This window comes from Verrucosispora sp. ts21, assembly GCF_002879555.1.
Classification (GTDB): Bacteria; Actinomycetota; Actinomycetes; order Mycobacteriales; family Micromonosporaceae; genus Micromonospora; species Micromonospora gifhornensis.
Map to the genome: position 1 here is coordinate 24,621 of NZ_PNOZ01000040.1, position 18,439 is coordinate 43,059.

17 protein-coding genes and 1 pseudogene are annotated in these 18,439 nt (G+C 68.7%); 12 read left to right on the forward strand and 6 right to left on the reverse strand.

From position 1 onward, the window contains the following. Nucleotides 1-14 precede the first annotated feature (14 nt). The 3 genes from C1A38_RS18320 to C1A38_RS18330 all read right to left on the reverse strand — a co-directional run bounded on the left by C1A38_RS18320 (nucleotide 15) and on the right by C1A38_RS18330 (nucleotide 3,179). The gene (locus tag C1A38_RS18320) at nucleotides 15-1,610 is read right to left on the reverse strand and encodes a phytoene desaturase family protein (protein WP_102659001.1); all 1,596 of its coding nucleotides are present in this window, start codon (nucleotides 1,608-1,610) and stop codon (nucleotides 15-17) included. Nucleotides 1,611-1,703: 93 nt separating this feature from the next. Next, on the reverse strand, nucleotides 1,704-2,189 hold the full coding sequence (locus C1A38_RS18325) for an aromatic ring-opening dioxygenase LigA (RefSeq protein ID WP_102659002.1): 486 nt from the start codon (nucleotides 2,187-2,189) through the stop codon (nucleotides 1,704-1,706). A gap of 141 nt (nucleotides 2,190-2,330) precedes the next feature. Then, nucleotides 2,331-3,179, reverse strand: coding sequence for a YhjD/YihY/BrkB family envelope integrity protein (locus tag C1A38_RS18330; protein ID WP_102659003.1), 849 nt, complete (start codon nucleotides 3,177-3,179; stop codon nucleotides 2,331-2,333). 119 nt (nucleotides 3,180-3,298) lie between these two features. Here C1A38_RS18330 and C1A38_RS18335 point away from each other — a divergent pair, with 119 nt between their 5' ends. The 6 genes and pseudogenes from C1A38_RS18335 (at nucleotide 3,299) to C1A38_RS30895 (ending at nucleotide 11,241) form a co-directional block, all read left to right on the forward strand. Further along, nucleotides 3,299-3,829 carry a GNAT family N-acetyltransferase gene (locus C1A38_RS18335; protein ID WP_353505521.1) on the forward strand — a complete coding sequence of 177 codons (531 nt, stop codon included), beginning with the start codon at nucleotides 3,299-3,301 and terminating at the stop codon, nucleotides 3,827-3,829. A gap of 137 nt (nucleotides 3,830-3,966) precedes the next feature. Continuing rightward, nucleotides 3,967-6,531 carry a M14 family metallopeptidase gene (locus C1A38_RS18340; protein ID WP_102659004.1) on the forward strand — a complete coding sequence of 855 codons (2,565 nt, stop codon included), beginning with the start codon at nucleotides 3,967-3,969 and terminating at the stop codon, nucleotides 6,529-6,531. 160 nt (nucleotides 6,532-6,691) lie between these two features. Further along, nucleotides 6,692-7,240 (forward strand): GNAT family N-acetyltransferase, encoded by a 549-nt coding sequence (locus C1A38_RS18345; RefSeq protein WP_102659005.1) that lies wholly within the window; start codon nucleotides 6,692-6,694, stop codon nucleotides 7,238-7,240. A gap of 68 nt (nucleotides 7,241-7,308) precedes the next feature. Beyond that, a complete protein-coding gene (locus C1A38_RS18350; protein ID WP_233196892.1) occupies nucleotides 7,309-7,980 on the forward strand; it encodes an endonuclease V in 672 nt (223 codons plus the stop codon). After that, a pseudogene (locus C1A38_RS18355) lies at nucleotides 7,981-10,452 on the forward strand (ricin-type beta-trefoil lectin domain protein); the annotation flags it as partial. A 465-nt stretch (nucleotides 10,453-10,917) separates the two neighbouring features. Further along, nucleotides 10,918-11,241 carry a hypothetical protein gene (locus tag C1A38_RS30895; protein WP_146017575.1) on the forward strand — a complete coding sequence of 108 codons (324 nt, stop codon included), beginning with the start codon at nucleotides 10,918-10,920 and terminating at the stop codon, nucleotides 11,239-11,241. A 336-nt stretch (nucleotides 11,242-11,577) separates the two neighbouring features. Here C1A38_RS30895 and C1A38_RS18360 read toward each other — a convergent pair whose 3' ends face one another. The 3 genes from C1A38_RS18360 to C1A38_RS18370 are packed head-to-tail and all read right to left on the reverse strand — an operon-like array spanning nucleotide 11,578 to nucleotide 12,322. Further along, the gene (locus C1A38_RS18360) at nucleotides 11,578-11,829 is read right to left on the reverse strand and encodes a hypothetical protein (RefSeq protein WP_102659007.1); all 252 of its coding nucleotides are present in this window, start codon (nucleotides 11,827-11,829) and stop codon (nucleotides 11,578-11,580) included. Continuing rightward, nucleotides 11,826-12,071 carry a DivIVA domain-containing protein gene (locus tag C1A38_RS18365; protein WP_102659008.1) on the reverse strand — a complete coding sequence of 82 codons (246 nt, stop codon included), beginning with the start codon at nucleotides 12,069-12,071 and terminating at the stop codon, nucleotides 11,826-11,828. Before C1A38_RS18365 ends, C1A38_RS18360 begins: the two co-directional genes overlap by 4 nt. Then, complete coding sequence (locus C1A38_RS18370) at nucleotides 12,068-12,322, reverse strand: hypothetical protein (protein WP_102659009.1); 255 nt, start codon at nucleotides 12,320-12,322, stop codon at nucleotides 12,068-12,070. Before C1A38_RS18370 ends, C1A38_RS18365 begins: the two co-directional genes overlap by 4 nt. A gap of 203 nt (nucleotides 12,323-12,525) precedes the next feature. Between C1A38_RS18370 and C1A38_RS18375 the strand changes: the two genes are divergently transcribed. The 6 genes from C1A38_RS18375 (at nucleotide 12,526) to ispG (ending at nucleotide 18,392) form a co-directional block, all read left to right on the forward strand. After that, complete coding sequence (locus C1A38_RS18375; RefSeq protein ID WP_102659010.1) at nucleotides 12,526-13,407, forward strand: helix-turn-helix domain-containing protein; 882 nt, start codon at nucleotides 12,526-12,528, stop codon at nucleotides 13,405-13,407. A gap of 4 nt (nucleotides 13,408-13,411) precedes the next feature. Continuing rightward, nucleotides 13,412-13,591: a DUF397 domain-containing protein gene (locus tag C1A38_RS18380; RefSeq protein WP_102659037.1), complete on the forward strand. Its 180-nt coding sequence runs from the start codon at nucleotides 13,412-13,414 to the stop codon at nucleotides 13,589-13,591. A gap of 384 nt (nucleotides 13,592-13,975) precedes the next feature. Further along, the gene (locus tag C1A38_RS18385; protein ID WP_102659011.1) at nucleotides 13,976-14,632 is read left to right on the forward strand and encodes a Uma2 family endonuclease; all 657 of its coding nucleotides are present in this window, start codon (nucleotides 13,976-13,978) and stop codon (nucleotides 14,630-14,632) included. 116 nt (nucleotides 14,633-14,748) lie between these two features. Then, complete coding sequence (dxr, locus tag C1A38_RS18390; protein WP_102659038.1) at nucleotides 14,749-15,960, forward strand: 1-deoxy-D-xylulose-5-phosphate reductoisomerase; 1,212 nt, start codon at nucleotides 14,749-14,751, stop codon at nucleotides 15,958-15,960. Further along, entirely contained in the window at nucleotides 15,960-17,210 is a 1,251-nt protein-coding gene (locus C1A38_RS18395; RefSeq protein ID WP_102659012.1) for a M50 family metallopeptidase, read from the forward strand. Before dxr ends, C1A38_RS18395 begins: the two co-directional genes overlap by 1 nt. Nucleotides 17,211-17,219: 9 nt before the next feature. Next, nucleotides 17,220-18,392, forward strand: coding sequence for a flavodoxin-dependent (E)-4-hydroxy-3-methylbut-2-enyl-diphosphate synthase (ispG, locus tag C1A38_RS18400; RefSeq protein WP_102659013.1), 1,173 nt, complete (start codon nucleotides 17,220-17,222; stop codon nucleotides 18,390-18,392). Nucleotides 18,393-18,439: the final 47 nt, after the last annotated feature.

The window sequence follows — 18,439 nt, forward strand, 5'->3', positions numbered from 1 at the left end:
CGTACCGTGCGCGCTCAGCGGCCGAGGTCGGCGAGGATGCGTTGAGCCGCGTTGTGCCCGGCGGCGCCGATCACGCTGCCCGCCGGGTAACAGCCGGCGCTGCCCGCGTACACCCCGTCGACCCCGGTGGCGTACGGCATCCGGTCGGTGAACGAGACGGTGTTGTCGACGTGGTGGATGTGCCCGCCGGTGATGCCGAAGTGCGTCTCGATGCCGGGCGGGGGAAGCGGCACCGCGTCGGCGATCAGGTCGGCGGTGCCGGGGGCGTACCGCTCGCAGATCGCCACCAGTTGGTCGACGTAGCCGGGCAGCGCCGCCTCCCAGGTGGTGCCGGCCAACTCGTACGGCACCGACTGCACGAACAGCGCCGACGAGTGGTGCCCGGCCGGGTCGGCCAGCGACGGGTCGACGGTGGTGTGCAGGTACCACTCGATGGTCGGCTCCGCCGGCAGCCGCCCGGCCTGCACGTCCGCCCACATCCCCCGCAGGGCCGCCATCGGGGACTCACCACCGCCGGAGGTCAGCGACGCCGACCCGGGCAGCAGGTGGATCGTGGAGCCGAACGGGCTCGGCGCGTCCGGTGGCAGGCAGGAGAACCGGGGCAGGCCGCGCAGCGCCAGGTTGAGCTTGAGAGTGGTGCCGGTGCGTCGGACTGCCGCCATCCGATCGGTGAGTGCGGTGGGCAGCGCCCCGTCGGGCACCAGCTCCATCAGCCGGTACGGGTCGCAGGCGCCGAGCACCACCTCGGCGCCGATCTCGCGGCCGTCGGCGAGCACCACGCCACTGGCGGCACCTGAGTCCAGCGTGATCGCGGTAACGGGTGCGCCGGTGACGATGCGGGCACCGGAGGCGCGGGCCGCATCGGCGAAGGTGCCCGAAACGGTGCCCATGCCGCCCTCGACGATCATCCAGGTGCCGCCGGCACCGGGTAGCCGGCACATGTTGTGCACCAGGAAGTTGTGGCCGGTGCCGGGGTCGTCCGGGCCGGCGTTGAGCCCGGACAGGCCGTCGGTGACCGCGTACATGCTGACCAGCAGCTCGGAGCGGAACTCGAAGCGGGCCAGGTAGTCGGCGACCGAGCCCCGGACGAGGTCGACGAAGACCTGTTGCAACTCGGGACGGACGTAACGCTGTGCGGTCTGCTCGACGTCGAGCGGCTCGGCCAGCCAGGCCGGGGCCAGGTCGGCCCGCAGCGCGGCCAGTTCGGCCTGGAGGGCGTCGTCGGCGGCCACGTCGGCGGGGGAGAAGAACTCGGCGAGCTGCTCTCGGGTGGCCTTCGTGTCGGTGCCGAACAGCAGGTACGGCGAGCCGACCCCGCCGGGGGTGGGCAGGAAGTAGTGGGGGTCGCGACGCAGCACGGGGATCCGCACGTCGAGCGCGGCGAGCAGTTCCGGCGGCATCAGCCCGAGCAGGTACGACCCGGTGGAGTGCCGCAGCGCCGGCACCTTGGGAAAGGGGTTCTCGGTACGGGTCGCCCCACCGATCACCTCGGCGCTTTCCAACACCAGCACGTCGAGCCCGGTCCGGGCCAGCAGGGTCGCCGCGACCAGCCCGTTGTGCCCCGACCCGACCACCACCACGTCGACTCTGCCCGGCAGCTCACCCGTCATCCCCGCACCCTAACCCGCGACCTGCCTGATCTGTTCGTACCCGTAGCGGGCCGGCCACCAACGCCGAGGGGTTCGTGGCCGGCCCTCGGATGGTCAGGAGGTGCTCGACGATGCGGGCGTGATGGCGTTGAGCTGACGGGAGACGGCCAACAGGGCGTAGCCGATCAGCGCGAGCACCACCCCGAGGCCCATCGCCAGGGCGGCGACGCCGAAGGACACCACCGAGGTGAACAGGGACGAGCGCAGGAACGAACCTGTCATCACCACCTGCCGGTTGGGGTCCTCCCGGTCGAGTTCGGCATAGGTCTTGCCGCCGCTGGCCTCCAGCGCGTGCTTCTCGATGACCTCCGCCTCCGCGTACGCGGTGAACGGGCCCTTGATCTGCTTGCCGGCGAAGTTGTCGGCGTCGTCGGAGACGGTGATGCGTTCGTCGGCGAGCTGGCTCTGCACGACAAACCATGTGGTGGCTCCGGCGGCCAGCATGACCAGCCCGGCGATGATCACCAGGATCGACAGCAGTCGTACGGTCGAGCCGAGCGGCTTGCCGGCCGCCGTGGTGGGTGCAGACGTGTCCGTCATCTGATTACTCCTCCTGATACCCCGGTATGTAGGTGCCTGGCGCGGAATGACCTTGTCGCTCCGTGCGGGTCAGTATCGACCGCTCGGGATTGCGGCGCATCCAGGCGGGCGGACCGCAGTGCGACATGCTGTCGCGTTCGGCTAGGAGGTGACCGGTGCGGTGCGTCGCCTGCGGTCACGCCACCCGGACAGGGCGAGGGTGGCGGAGTAGCCGGCCAGGACGATGACGTGGAAGACGTAGAGCCACAGGAGGACGGCGACGGCGGCACCCACCTCGTCGAGGCCGCCGAAGGGGACGCCCAGGTCCAGGGGGAGCGAGGCGAACAGCACGAAGCCGTGCAGGAAACCGGAGAGGTTCGCTGCGGTGAACGAACCCACAAGCAGGGCCGACAGCCATTCCGGTGACGCGCGACCGACCACCCGGAACACCCACAGCAGCACCGGGGTGAGCACCAGCCACACCGCCAGGAAGGAGAGCACCACACCGAGCGCACCGGCCCAGCCGCCCTGCCGGACCAGCCCGGTGGTGGTCGGCAGCGCCAGCAGGATGGCCAGCAGTAGCGCCGGTGCCGGCGCGAGCAGCGGCAGCAGCAGCAGCCGACCTCGCCAGCCGATCAGGTGTTCGTCGGAGCGGGGCGCGGCCACCGAGACGAACGCCCGGCGCAGCCCTTCGCCGTACAGCGACGCGGGTAGCACGGCGGCCAGCGCGAGCCACGGCGTCAGACCCACCCCGGCCTCGACCAGGGCGGCCACCGCATGCGGCGCACCGATCGCGTCGGGCAGCGCTTCCACGGCGTACGACGTGAGCCGCCGTACCCGGTCGGCACCCGCCACCAGCGTGGTCAGCCAGATCGCCAGCAGGGCCACCGGCACCACGGCGATCGCGCCGTAGAACGTGATCGCGGCGGCGTGCAGCGACAGATCCCGTCCGCGTACCGGCCGGAAGGCGGCCCGGGTGATCCGCTTCGTCCGCCGCCATGCCTCGCCCATCACGCCCCTGTTCCCCGTACCGGCTCCGCTCACGCCTGGGCTGCGCCGGCAGGGGTGGCGGGCGGCTCGCTCGCGTGGTCACGTCGAGGGGTTCAACGGCGACGTTAGGATCGCCAGCCATGACCGTAGCCAGCACCGACCGTCTCGTGCTGCGAGAGTGGACCGACTCGCCGGACGACCTCGCCCGGATCTTCGACATCTACTCCCGCGAGGACGTGATGCGGTGGCTCGGCGGGGGAGCGGGACGGCTGCTCGACCCCGACCAGGCCGCCGAGCGGCTCGCCACCTGGCGGCAGCGGTACGCCCCGTACGACGGGCGGTACGGCCTCTGGGCGATCGAGGTCCGCGACACTCAGACGGTGGCCGGCAGCGTACTGCTTAAGCCGTTGCCCGGCGCCGACGGTCACACCCCGACCGACGACATCGAGGTGGGCTGGCACCTGCACCCCGACTCCTGGGGCCACGGCTACGCCACCGAGGCGGCCCGCGCCGTGCTGGCCCGCGAGTTCGCCACCGGCAACCGTCAGGTCTACGCGGTGGTGATGCCGGGCAACGAGCGTTCCATGGCGGTCTGTCGGCGGCTCGGTATGTCCTATCTGGGCGACGCACCGACTGGTACGGCGGCACCGAAGTGGAGACCTTCGTCCTGACCGACGCATAGGCCAGGGAGCGCTCCCGCCGGCTCGGCTATCGACTTGTGTTGTCGTCGCTGGTAGAACAGCCAATCATCGGCGCTGGCGATCAAGAGTCGCCACCTTGCGCCCACTCCTCGAAGCGAGGTATCTGCGTGGCTGTACGACGACCACTGATAGCCCTGATCGCCGCGGCGCTCCTGTTCGGACCGGCATCCGCCGCCGTGGCGGCACCCCCCGACCCGGCGGAGCGCGGCCCGGCCGCTGCCTCGCCGCGCGGCCAGTCCGACACCGAGATGCCCTTCGGTGTCGGCCCCGGCCAGCGTGGACGCTCCGCCGACGCCCCGGGACGGAAGCCCAGCCAGCCGGCCGCAACGGCCAAACTGCCGGGCAAACCGCGTAACGATGTCATCGTCGACGTGCCGGTGGAGCTGACCGACGCGTCGATCCCGCTCAACCTCATCCCGTACCACGACATCCCGGCGGCCCTGCGCAACCTGCAGCGCAGCAACCGGATCAGCGTGGAGGTGATCGGCCAGTCCGTGCTCGGCCGGGACCTGCACCTGGTGGTGGCCACCGCACCGATGAGCGACGCCCAGTGGAAGACCTGGCAGCAGCTGTCGGACCTGCGGATCAACGACCCGCACGCGGCCCAGGCCAAGCTCGCCGCCGGTGCGTACGCCAACTGGCGCACCCCGCTGTTCGTCAACAACAACATCCACGGCAACGAGTGGGAAGGCACCGACGCCAGCCTCCAGATCCTGCAGGACCTGGCGTTCTCCACCGACCCGGCCATCGTGGACATGCTCAACAAGCACGTCTTCGCCTTCGTGGTCACCAACAACCCGGACGGTCGGGTTGCCGCGACCCGGGCCAACGCCAACGGCTTCGACATGAACCGTGACTACATCACGGCGTCGCAGCCGGAGGTCCGCGCGGTGCGGGCTCAGCTGGTCCGCTACAGCCCGCTGACCATGTTGGACATCCACGGGTACGTCAACTGCACGCTGATCGAGCCGACCACCGGCCCGCACGGTGACAACTACGAGTACGACCTGTACATCAAGCACGCGCTGCGCAACGCCCTGTCCATGGAGCGGGCCGTGCTGGCCACCGGGGAGACCCGGGCCAGCTGTGTCAACTCCGACGGCACCCGGCGCAACGACATCCCGTTCCGGGACCGCACCCAGGGCTGGGACGACTGGCCGCCGATCTTCACCCCGATGTACGCGATGTACCACGGTGCCATCGGCCACACCATCGAGGTGCCGCTCAACCCGCGGGGCAACCTGACCGTCGCCGAGCGCCACGAGCGCACCAGGATCAACACCGCCGTCGCCGCCGCCACCATCCGGGGCAACTTCGAGTACGCCACCCAGAACCGCGAGGAGCTGCTGGCCAACCAGCTGGAGTGGTTCCGTCGGGGCGTCGACGGTGAGCCGACCCGGCCGATCGACGACCCGCTGGCCATCTCCCTGGCCCGCGGCGACAACCTCAAGACCCACCTGCAGGACTTCGCCCGCGCGTACGTCATCCCGGCCGGCAAGGACCAGCGCAGCGCCACCGCGGCGGCCCGGCTGGTGCAGTTCATGCTCGACAACGACCTTGAGGTGCAGCGCGCCTCGCGGCCGTTCAAGCTGGGCGGCACCCACTACGAGGCCGGCACCTACGTCGTCGACATGCGTCAGGCCAAGCGGGGCCTGGCCAGCACCCTGCTCGGGGTCGGCCGGGACGTGACGAACGACTTCAACGCCATGTACGACATCTCGGCCTGGAGTCACGGTCACCTGTGGGGCGCCACCGTGCAGCAGGTGGACGGCAACGTCAAGCTGGACGACAAGGCGCTGCGTCCGGTGACCGAGGCCCGCGCCACCGGTTCCGTGCCGCCGGGCAAGCAGTCCCACTACGGCTTGGTCGTCGACTCCGTGGCCGGCATCCAGGCGGTCAACAAGCTGCTCAACGACGGGGTGCGGCTGTCCCGGACCGCCGACGGCACCTTCGTGGTGCCCGGTGACGTGGCAGTCGTCCGCCAGGTCGCCGAGGCGTACGGGGTGGAGTTCATCCGGATGACCCCGCCGCAGGTCCGCAACACCACCGGAGTGTCGAAGACCCGCCTCGGTGTCGCCGCCAACGGTGGTGAGATCTGCGCCCTGCAGCAGATGGGCTTCGAGCCGATCTCGGTGACGCACACCGCCTTCAACAACGGCACCCTGTCGTTCGCCGACTTCGACGCGTTCTTCGTCTCGACGACGTCGTTCAACCCGCAGAGCCTCAACGCCACCCAGGCCGCCGCGTTCAACCAGTGGCTGGCGAACGGCGGCACCGTCGTCGGGCGCGGATCCAGCGGCAAGCAGTTCAACGACCGCGCCGGTCTGCTCGACGTGACAATCGCGGCGGGACGCAGCGACGCCAACGGCATCGTCAAGGTGGTCAACGACCCGGCTTCGCCGATCACCGGTAACGCGCTGCCGACCGCGTTCGTCGACGCACCGCAGTACTTCACCCGCGTCGGTGACGGCGTACGTGTCGACCAGCGCCTGGCCGCCGAGGGCTTCTTCCTCGCCGGGCATTGGGGTGGCCAGGAGGCCGCCGCCGGTCACGCGGTAGTGGTCAGTGGCGTGGCGAAGGGGGCGAACGTGACCCTGTTCGGCACCGAGCCGCTGTTCCGGGCACACCCGGAGGGCCTGTACCCGCAGGTCGCCGCCGCCCTCTGGCAGTGAACTGACCAGCTCGGGTGATCGTTGCCCCGGCCGGTGCACGATGCATCGGCCGGGGCACCTTCATGCTCGACAGCTGATCGGGGCCCGAGGTCTGCCAGGATCGTCCGTCGTGTTCCGAATGGTGTTGCGGCCAGGTCGGCGGTAATTATGATCATGGTTCATGACGATCGTGACCACCGAGCGGCTGCTCGTGCGGGACTGGACCGACCGGCCGGCGGACCTGGCCCGGCTGTTCGAGATCTACTCCCGGCCGGAGATCGCTCAGTGGCTCGGCGCCGCATCGAGGTTCCCGTTGACGGACCCGGCACAGGCAGCCGAGCTGTTGGCGAGGTGGCACCGGCGACACGCGGCGTACGGCGACCGGTACGGCCTCTGGGCGATCGAGGTACGCGAGACCGGCGTGGTGGTCGGCACGGTGATGATCAAGCCGTTGCCGGGGCGCGACGAGCAGGTGCTCACCGATGACATCGAGGTGGGTTGGCACCTGCACCCGGAAGCCTGGGGCAACGGATACGCCACCGAAGCCGCACGCGCCTGCATGGAACGGGAATTCGCCACCGGAACACCGCTGATCCACGCGGTGGTCGCCCCGGGCAACACCGCGTCGATGGCGGTGGCCCGCCGGCTCGGCATGACCCCCGTCGGTCGCCGCAGCGACTGGTACGGCGGCGAGGAGCTGGAGACCTTCGTCCTGGCCCGCCCGACGTGACCCGACCACCCGACCCCGGTGAGCCGATCGCGGCTTCTGGCCCGGTGGCTCCTGGCTCGGTGGCTCCTGTGTCGGTGGCTCCTGTGTCGGTGGCGGAGGCCGAGCGCATCCAGGAACAGTTGCGGCAGCGTCTCGACCTGCACGAACACCTCACCACCGCGCCACGACTCGTGGCCGGCGTCGACGTGTCGTACGACAAATCGTCGCCGCGTGTCGCGGCCGCCGCGGTGGTGTTCGACCTGGTCACCGGCGAAGAGGTGGAGTCGGCCGTTGTGCCCGGCGAGGTGACGTTTCCGTACGTCCCCGGGCTGCTGGCGTTTCGTGAGGTGCCGATCCTGCTGACGGCGCTCGACCGGCTCGCGAACCGCCCCGACCTGGTGGTGTGCGACGGGTACGGGATCGCCCATCCCCGACGCTTCGGACTGGCCTGTCACCTGGGCGTGGTCACCGGGCTGCCGACCTTCGGGGTGGCGAAGACCCCCTTCGTCGCCGCATACGACCAGCCGGGCGGAAGCCGGGGCGACTGGTCGCCGCTGCGGGCCGACGGCGACGTGCTGGGCCGGGTGCTGCGTACGCAGACCGGAGTCAAGCCGGTGTTCGTGTCGGTGGGCCACCGCACCACCCTGGACCAGGCGACCACCCTGACCCTCGACCTGAGCCCGCGCTACCGCCTCCCGGACGTCATCCGCCGAGCCGACTTCCTCTCCCGCGAAGCCCTCCGCCGCGCGCAGCCAGGTTGATCGGCGGCGGCGAAGACGGCGAGGGCCCGAGCAGCGAAGTGCTCTGGCCCTCAGGTTGTTGAGGGTCAGCCGAAGGCTCGGGAGTACGAGTACGACCTGCTCGGCAACCGCACCAAGCTGGTCGAGCGGGACCTGACCGGCCGCACCTCCACGGGCCCGATCACGACGACCTACGGATACGGGTACGGCGTGGAGGGTGGTAGCGGCGCGCAGCCGCGCACGCTCGACGCCGTCTCCAAGAGCTACACCACCCCGCAGGGCGCGGCGATCGTCTCCGAGGCGAAGCGGCTGTACGAGCTGACCGGTGAGACGAAGTCGGTCACCTCCATCCGTAACGGCGACCAGCAGGAGCTGTCCTGGACGTACGACGGCCAGGTCGAGCGGATCACAGGCTCGGGCAGCAAGGGCCGCACCGCGTACATGGGTCTGGCCGCCAAGTGCATGGACCTCAGTCAGCGCCTAGCCCAACCCAACCAGCCGATCCAGCTTTACTCGTGCAACGGCGGCGCGTGGCAGAAGTGGGCCTTCACTCCGACCCCGGGCCAGAACAACGGCAACCTCGGCACGCTCTCGGTCTACGACGACAAGTGGTGTGCCCAGCCGGCTGGCACGACGGCGGGTTCGGTGCTGCGGTTGCAGGCGTGTGACGGCACGGCCGGGCAGCAGTTCGAGCGGCTGCCGTCCACGGCGCAGCTGAAGCACGCCGCGTCCGGTCTGTGTCTGGCCGCGAAGGACGGTGCCTCGGCGGACAACACGCCGATCGTGCTGCTGGCCTGTGCCAGCGGTTCGGCCGCGCAGCAGTGGAACCCGCAGGACGAGACTCGGCACATCTACGGCCCCGGTGGCACCCGGCTGCTGACCGTGCAGGGCCGGCAGGCCACGCTGAATCTCGGTGAGGCTCAGCTGACGGTGCATCCGGGTGGGTCGCCGATCGACGCGCAGCGCACGTACTCGACGCCGGGTGGTGCGGTGTTGCGGCACGTGGCCGCGACGTCCGAGCAGCCGTTGACCGTGGTGGCCGGTGACCATCAGGGCAGCCCGTACGCCGAGGTGAACCTCTCCGGTGTGATGGAGGCGCGGATCCGTAAGCAGGATCCGTTCGGCAACGTGCGTACCGGTGCGGTCAGCGGCTATCTGCGGACCAACCAGGGCTTCCTGGGTGCGGTCCGCGATGACGCTTCGGGTTTCGTGCCGTTGGGTGCCCGGCTGTACGACCCGGAGGTGGGTCGGTTCCTGTCCGCGGATCCGGTGCTGGATCTGACCGATCCGGTGCAGAACAACGGTTTCACGTACGCCCACAACAACCCGGTGACGCACTCCGACCCGTCGGGTCTGTCGGTGGCGCTGACGGCGTCGGAGACTGCGGCGGCGCTGGCCGGTGCGGGTTTGTCGTCGGCGATGATCGCTCAGGCGCAGGCCAACATGGGCCGGTCGTTGATCTCGGTGATCCTCGACTCCGCGTGGTACATCCTCAAGGAGTTCATCGGCATCAACGACGCCATGAACTGCTTCGGCGGTGACATGTGGGCGTGCGGCAGCCTCATCCTCAACGCGATCCCCTGGACGAAGGTCGCCAAGATCCCGTCGGTGATCCGGGCGGTCAACCGGACGATCAACGCGATCCAGGCATGGCAAGCAGCGAAACGGGCCGCCGAGGCGGTGCTGGCGGCGGCACGGGCTGCCGAGGCCGCCGCGTTGCAGGCCAAGAAGCTCGCCATCGAACGGGCCAAGAAAGCCGCCCAGGCAGCGAAGAAGAAGGCCGCCGACAAGGTCAACTCGACAAGCAACAAGGCGACCCAGTCGGCCAAGAAGACGGGTAACGCCCCGCAGAAGGAAGCCCAGGCCAACTCCAACCCGAAGGGCTCGTCCGCAGCCTCCGGCGGCGCCGGCGGCAAGGGCGGCGGCGGTGGAGGTAAGGGCGACTCGAAGCCGGGCGGCTCCTCAGGCGCCTCCAACCGCAGCAACGGCGGCACCAGCGGCAACGACGCCGGTTCGTCGGGTGGCGGCGAATCCTGTCCCGTCTCCAACAGTTTCGTCCCGGGCACGAGGGTGCTCATGGCTGACGGCTCAACCAAGGCGATCGAGGACGTCAAGCCCCGCGACAAGGTGGTGGTCACCGATCCGGAGACCGGCCGTACCGAGGTGGACACGGTCACCGCGACGATCACCGGTGACGGTGCCAAGCAGCTGGTGAAGGTCACCATCGACACCGACGGCGACCAGGGCACCGAAGTCTCCGAGGTCACCGCCACCGACGGCCACCCGTTCTGGGTACCCGAGCTGGGCGAGTGGATCGACGCCACCGACCTTCAGGCCGGGCAGTGGCTCCAAACCAGCGCCGGCACGTACGTCCAAATCACCGCCATCGACCGCTGGAGCGTCCCCCGCGCCACCGTCCACAACCTCACCGTCGCCAACATTCACACGTACTATGTAGTCGCTAGGCGTACCTCGCTGTTGGTGCACAACTGTCCGCCGGGCTTCTTCGGGAAATTGTTTAGTGGCAAGCCTTCGCCCGAAGACGCGATGGATGCGAGGTTCCGCAGCGAGGCGAAGCCGGTGCGCCTCGGTGACCTGCGCCACGTGAGAACCCCTGACTATGGAACCCCGGCACATAAAGCGAACGACGTGCGTGACATGCATGACGATGTGCTGTTGGAGGCTATAAACGATCCAAACACAAAGGTTGCGACGATTCGGATCTACAACGGCGTTGTTGAAGAGGGAAATCATCGGATGCGTGAGGCTTTAAACAGGTTGGCCAATCCGAACAATAAGAAATTCAACGAAGACACTATGGTCCGTGTGATTAATGTGGTGGATTAGTTGAGCTGGCTCAGGTGGTTACGGATCGGTCGTGAGAATTCCGTGCGAACGCACTCGGGGTTGGTGGTCCCGGCGGCGGTGCGGGTGGTCTCCAAGCGAGAGCTGTCTTGCTTGATCGATGCTGCCGAAGGTGATCAGCTGGGATGGGATGCTAATGGACTGAATTTGAACGAGGAGGCACTGTATCTGCTTCTACCGTATGGATATGAAGAGCGATCTGCCCGGATTTGGAAATGCCGTGTTCTTGCTTTTGCTGACGGCTTATCCGTAGAGGTGGGGCGAGGAAAGCATATTTCTTTGGCGCGTCTTGATGTTGCTCTCGATGTTTTTGCGCGGCTTCCGGTTGCGTCGCGCAAGGTTGAGCGGCAGTTGCTGCATTGGCTCGCCTGGAAAGTGGCGGCGGCGGGTTGGAAGAGCGGTTGCGCAGGTGAGTAATGTTGCTCCGCAACGTTGCCATTCTTGCCGTTCAATAATTCATAGTCGGTTGCTGTCGCTCATTGAGGGCCTGGCACTGGCCGTCGTGTTCATGCGGTGGCATCGGTCGCCGTTGTTGAGTGGGGCATCGCACTAGTCTCGGTGGCGGAGGAAGTGGCGGTCCTCTTCGCGAAGGGCGCCCGCGAGGGCGGTGGCCTCGTCCAGGGTGGTCAGCCTGGTGGGTTGGTGGATGATCCAGAATGGCGCGTTCATCGTGGTCCCGTCGGTAGGCGGTGTCCGATTGGCGGCCAGCGGTCTGGCGGGACAGCCAAAGCGACGAGTTGCCGGGCCAAAAGGCTAGTGGTCGGAGGCGGTGCAGGGGCCGTCGTGGTCGTTCGGGAGGCGGCAGCGGTTGGGGCCGTTGTGCGGGGCATCGCACCAGACTCGGGTACGCACGAACTGTTTGTCTTCCTCGCTGAGGGTGGTTTCGCCGAAGTCGATGACCGTCAAATGGCCGAGGGAGTTGCGCAGCGCGACGGCGAGGGCGGTGGCCTGGTCGAGGCTGGTCAGGGTGGTGGGTAGGTGGATCACCCAGCGGGGTGCGTTCATCGAGACCCGCGACTGTGGTGGCGGTGGGCGGATTGGCGGGACTGCCATTGGTGCAGTGCCTGGCGGATGCGTTCGGCTTCGGTGTTGGCGGTGGTCAACTCGCGGTGCAGGCGTTCCATCTCGTCGGCGAGCCGGTTGAGGTAGGCGTACACCTGGTCCGGGTCGAGGCCGCGCCAGCGGGTGTCGAAGGTGGCGGCGCGGACGTGCTGGGGGAGTGGGTGCTGGCCGGACAGGTAGATCATGGGCGGGCGGCTTCCTGCTCGGCGAGCATCGTGTTGATCCGTTGATCGGTGAGGCCGCGCATGGTGAGGATGCGGCGGCCCCAGCGGTGCAGGCGGCAGGGGTGGGGTGCCCGGTCGTTGCGGCAGCGCGAGCCGTCGGGCCATTGTTGGGCGGCGTGCACGCTTATCGCCCGGAGAGCGAATGTGACATCTTCGGCGGTGATGTATGGAGGCAGCGGAATCTCGCCGAGGGTCTCGTCGATCGAATCCATGGTGCTCCTTCGGGGATTGGTCGCGGGGCCGGAGCGGACGCCGGGATGAGGTCGTGGGAGGCGTCCGCTCCGGCCGTGACCTGCCAGGGGGATTGGCTGGTCATCCACGATGGTCATTTCACTACTGGCCCGGCGCAATGTTTTGCGCGAGAATGCGAATCAAGGGATGAGGTGCCTTACGCGACAACAGCAGAGGAGATGACGTGGACGACCCGGGAAGCACCGTCCCGCGTAGGCAACTCGGCAGGTATTTGAGAGAACTTCGCGAAAACGCGCACGTAACGGTGGTCGCGGCCGCAAAGGAACTGGAATGGTCGACGCCGCGAATCTGGCGGTACGAAACCGGCCAGGTCCCCATGCACCCGAACGACGTGGAGGCCATGTGCCGGGTGTACCGCGCGACCCCGGAGACCATCCAGACCATGCGCGCCCTGGCCCGGGAAACCAAGGCGCACGGTTGGTGGCACAGCTACGGGGAGGCGATCGAGGACTGGTTCAAGCTCTACGTCGGCCTGGAGGCCGCCGCGACCAAGATCCGAAAGTACGAGGCCGACCTGATCCCCGGCCTGTTGCAGACGGTCGAGTACATGACCGAGGTCATCGCGACGAACCATCCGGACCTGTCCCAGGCGGAGCAGCAGGTCAAGGTAGATGTTCGACTGCGCAGACAACGTCTGCTGGCTCGCGCAGTGCCCCGAGCGCCCTACTACGACGTGATTCTCAGCGAGGCGGTGCTGCGTCGGCCGCTGCGTGACCGTTCGGCGATGGCCCGGCAACTCGACGCGCTGGTGGTGGCGGGTCGACAACACAACATCAAGATCCGGGTGCTTCCCCTGGCCGCCGGGCTGTTCCGCTCGGCCGACACGGGCACCTTCACCGTGCTCGACTTTCCGACCGAGGTGCGGGAGCCGGAGCCGACCACGATCTACATGGACGGCCCGTGCGGCGCGGTCTACCTTGACAAGCCGCACGAGATCCAGACCTACGAGGATGTCTGGCGCTCGCTCGGCGAGCGAGCGCTCGATGGCGACGACTCCCGTGAGCTGATCACGGCGATCGCGAAGGAGATGACCCATGAAGCGTGACGGGGTGTGGCGCACGTCGTCCCGGTCCGGCAGCGGTGAATGCGTCGAAGTGGCGGGGTTTGCCGACGCGGTCGGCGTACGCGACAGCAAGGACCGGCAGGGCGCGGAGCTGAGCTTCGGCCCCGAGAGCTGGACCCGGTTCATCGCCGCCGCCCGCGCGAGCCGGCTCGGCGTGCGCGCCTGAACCCGACGTGACCGCAAGCTGTGGGTGCGTTTCTTGCTGCCCCGGCGACAAGAAACGCACCCACAGTCGGGCGGTTGACCTGCCGACCTGCTCGCCCCAGCCCTCTGCGCCTGGCGAGGCGACCGGATGACCGAGCTGTCGAGTGGCGTCCCGCCGTCTCGCCCGGTGAAGGGACCGTAGGGACGCCGCCTGGCGGCGAGATTCCGGGCCGTTGTATCCAGCAACTCCGCCAGATCGTCAGAGCCGACCGGTCACGGAGACGGTAGGGCTTGATCGACATCGCTCGCCCCGGCTGCGTCGGACAGGTTGTGCGATGGCGTGCGGCGCGGGCTGCGCTGGCTAGGCTGAGCTGAGCAGAATGTTCCGCTGAGGGGGTGAGCCCGGATGGCCCAGGCCGCGTACGCGCCCGAGCCCGCGCCGGACGCTGGCGCCGACGACCGGCCCGCCGGGCCGTCGTTCGACGTGCTGCGGTGGCGTGACGAGCCGTGGACCGCTCAGCTCGCCCTCGACCTGTTGCCGGAGACCAACGGCCCCAAGGTTGAGGTCCTGAGCGGAAGCGTGATCGTGACACCCCACGCCGGTATCGACCATCAGTCGGTCGAACGTGAATTGCCGTACCTGCTGCACCGTGCCGCCCGCCGGGCCGGGTTCTGGGTCTATCCGGAGATCAACGTCGTCTCCGGCAAGGACCTCTTCATACCGGACATCGCGGTGTTGACCAGGTCGGGTGGTGGCCGCTCAGCCGTCGACATCGCCACGGCGGTGCTGCTCGGCGAGATCGTGTCTCCGGGTAACCGGCGCAAGGACGTCATCGACCGGCCGCGCGAGTACGCCGCCGCCGGAGTGCCGTTCTTCCTGCGGGTGGACCTGCGCAACCGGGTGCCCACCCTCGCTCTGCTCGAACTGGTCGACGGCGAGTACCGACCGTTGGCGGCAGCCGCCGCCGGCACGACCTTCGTGATGAACCGGCCCTTCGCCTTCTCGGTCGACCCGGCAGACTTGCTCGACGACGAGGAGCCGCTGGAGAACGAGCAGCCCTGACCTGACCTGGGCCGCTCCTGGCAGCTCGCTTGTTAGTAGGGGGCCCTTCCTCTACCGCAGGCGTTAATAAGGTGCCCTTCCTTCTCGCCCAGCGGGCGTGGGGGAGAATGGGCGGCGTGAGTTCCCCCCGTGATCTTGTGCTGCTGGGTTGTACCGGGTCGATCGGTACCCAGGCCATCGACATCGTGCGGCGCAACCCGGAGCGGTTCCGGGTGGTGGCGCTGGGTGCCGGTGGTGGGAATGTCGGGCTGCTCGCCGCCCAGGCCCTGGAACTCGGCGTCGAGGCGGTCGGGGTGGCCAAGGCGTCCGCCGCGCAGGATCTTCAGTTGGCGTTCTACGCCGAGGCGAGTCGGCGGGGCTGGGCCTCCGGCGAGTTCAAGCTGCCCAAGATCGTGGCCGGGCCGGACGCGATGACCGAGTTGGCGCAGTGGCCGTGTGACGTCGTACTCAACGGGGTGGTGGGGTCGCTCGGGCTCGCGCCGACGCTGGCGGCGCTGCGCGCCGGGCGTACGCTCGCGCTTGCCAACAAGGAGTCGCTGGTGGCCGGCGGCTCGCTGGTCAAGGCTGCGGTGACGCGGCCGGAGCAGATCGTCCCGGTGGATTCGGAGCACTCGGCGTTGGCGCAGTGCCTGCGCGGTGGCAGCCGGGGTGAGGTACGCCGGTTGATCGTCACTGCCAGTGGTGGGCCGTTCCGGGGCAAGCGGCGCGACGAGTTGACAGCCGTCACGCCCGAGCAGGCGCTGGCGCACCCGACCTGGAACATGGGGCCGGTGGTCACGATCAACTCGGCGACCATGGTCAACAAGGCGCTGGAGGTGATCGAGGCGCACGAGCTGTTCGACGTGCCGTACGCCGACATCACCGTGATGGTGCACCCGCAGTCGGTGATCCACTCGATGGTCGAGTTCGTCGACGGCTCGACGCTCGCCCAGGCCAGCCCGCCGGACATGCGGCTGCCGATCGCGTTGGGGCTCGGCTGGCCCGACCGGGTGGCCGACGCCGCCACAGCCGTGGACTGGAGCAAGAGCCACACCTGGGAGTTCGCGCCGCTTGACGACACCGCGTTCCCGGCGGTGGCGCTGGCCAAGGCGGCCGGCGAGGCGGGGCGCTGCCGACCGGCGATCTACAACGCGGCAAACGAGGAGTGCGTCGCGGCGTTCGTCGCCGGGCGACTGCCGTTCCTCGGCATCGTCGACACGTTACAGCGGGTGCTGGAGGGAGCTCCCGATTTCGGTGAACCGGGTACCGTCGAGGACGTACTCGAAGCCGAGTCGTGGGCCCGCGCGCACGCGCAGGAGATCATCGCTGCTGCGGTGGAAGGAGCTTGATGTCGTTCGCGTTCGGGGTGGCGCTGTTCGCCCTCGGCATCCTGGTTTCGGTCAGCCTGCACGAGGCCGGCCACATGCTCACCGCCAAGGCCTTCGGCATGAAGGTCACCCGCTACTTCGTCGGCTTCGGCCCGACGATCTTCTCCTTCAAGCGGGGCGAGACCGAGTACGGCCTCAAGGGCATCCCGCTCGGTGGCTTCTGCAAGATCGTCGGCATGACGCCGCAGGACGACGACGTCGAGCCCGGCGACGAGAAGCGGGCCATGTGGCGCTACCCGGTGTGGAAGCGGACCATCGTGATGTCCGCCGGGTCGATCACCCACTTCGGGTTGGCGATCTTCGCGGCCTGGTTGGCGGCGATGACCTTCGGCCTGCCCAACCCCGACTTCCCGCGTGACGAGCAGCAGATCCGCGCCGAGCCTGCGGTGATCGCCATCCAGGACTGCGTCCTGCCGGACACCACCTACCGGGAGTGCGCCGCGGGCGACGCGGCCAGCCCCGCCGGGGCGGCCGGGTTGCAAAATGGCGACCGGATCACCTCGATCAACGGCACCCCGATCAACAACTACGGCGAGCTGCTGACCACGCTGCGGGCCACCACCCCGGGCAGCACCGCCACCATCGGGTACGAGCGCGACGGTCAGGCCGGCACCACCGAGACCACGCTGGCCACCACCAAGCGTCCGCCGATCGACAACCCGGACGGCCCGGTCACCGAGGTCTCCGCGCTCGGCGTGGGCCTGGTGCTGAGCACCCCGGGTCTGGTCTCCTACGGTCCGGTGGAGGCCGTCGGCGCGACAAGCACCTTCATCGGCGACATGGCGGTGGCCACCGCGAAGGCGTTGCAGCGCCTGCCGGAGAAGATCCCCGCGCTGTGGACCGCCATCACCGGCGGCGAACGCGACATCGACACCCCGATCAGCGTGGTCGGCGCCAGCGTGCTCGGCGGCGAGGCCGTCGCCAACAACGCCTGGGAAATCTTCATCATGTTGTTCATCTCGCTGAACTTCTTCATCGGGGTGTTCAACCTGCTGCCGCTGCTGCCCCTGGACGGCGGCCACATCGCCATCGCCTGGTTCGAGCGGGCCCGCTCCTGGGTGTACGCGCGGCTGCGCCGCCCCGACCCGGGCCGCGTCGACTACTTCAAACTGATGCCCTTCACGTACGTGGTGATCCTGATCGGTGGTGTGTTCACGCTGCTCACGATCACTGCGGACGTCGTCAACCCGATCACCCTCTTCCCAAGGTGAGTGCCTGAAGTGACAGCTGTCAGCCTCGGTATCCCTGCCGTACCGCCGCCGCCGCTGGCCCCCCGCCGGGCGAGCCGCCAGATCATGGTCGGTTCGGTGCCGGTCGGTGGTGGCGCGCCGGTCTCCGTGCAGTCGATGACCACCACCCTGACCGCCGACGTCAACGCCACTCTCCAGCAGATCGCCGAGCTGACCGCCTCCGGCTGCCAGATCGTCCGGGTCGCGGTGCCGAGCCAGGATGACGTGGAGGCGCTGCCGGCGATCGCCCGCAAGTCGCAGATCCCGGTCATCGCCGACATCCACTTCCAGCCGAAGTACGTCTTCGCCGCGATCGACGCCGGCTGCGCGGCGGTGCGGGTCAACCCCGGCAACATCCGGCAGTTCGACGACAAGGTCAAGGAGATCGCGGCAGCGGCCTCCGCCGCCGGTACGCCGATCCGCATCGGCGTCAACGCCGGTTCCCTGGACAAGCGGCTGCTCGCCAAGTACGGCAAGGCCACCGCCGAAGCCCTTGTCGAGTCGGCGCTGTGGGAGTGCTCGCTGTTCGAGGAGCACGGCTTCCGGGACATCAAGATCTCGGTCAAGCACAACGACCCGGTGGTGATGATCCGGGCTTACCGGCAGCTCGCCGAGCAGTGCGACTACCCGCTGCACCTGGGCGTCACCGAGGCCGGCCCGGCCTTCCAGGGCACCATCAAGTCGGCGGTCGCCTTCGGTGCGCTGCTGGCCGAGGGGATCGGCGACACCATCCGGGTGTCGCTGTCCGCGCCGCCGGTCGAGGAGATCAAGGTCGGCAACCAGATCCTGGAGTCCCTCGGGCTGCGTGAGCGTGGCCTGGAGATCGTCTCCTGCCCGTCCTGCGGGCGGGCCCAGGTGGACGTCTACAAGCTCGCCGAGGAGGTCACTGCCGGCCTGGAAGGGCTGCCGGTGCCGCTGCGGGTGGCCGTGATGGGCTGTGTCGTCAACGGCCCCGGCGAGGCCCGCGAGGCCGACCTGGGGGTGGCCTCCGGCAACGGCAAGGGGCAGATCTTCGTCAAGGGTCAGGTCGTCAAGACCGTGCCCGAGGGGCAGATCGTGGAGACCCTCATCGAGGAGGCACTGCGACTGGCCGACGAGATGGGCGCCGAGCTGCCCGAGGAACTGCGCGGCCTGCTCCCCGGCGCCACCGTCAGCGTCCACTGACCCGCCCCACACCCGCCCATGATCGTGCTCGGTGTGGGGGACGGTTA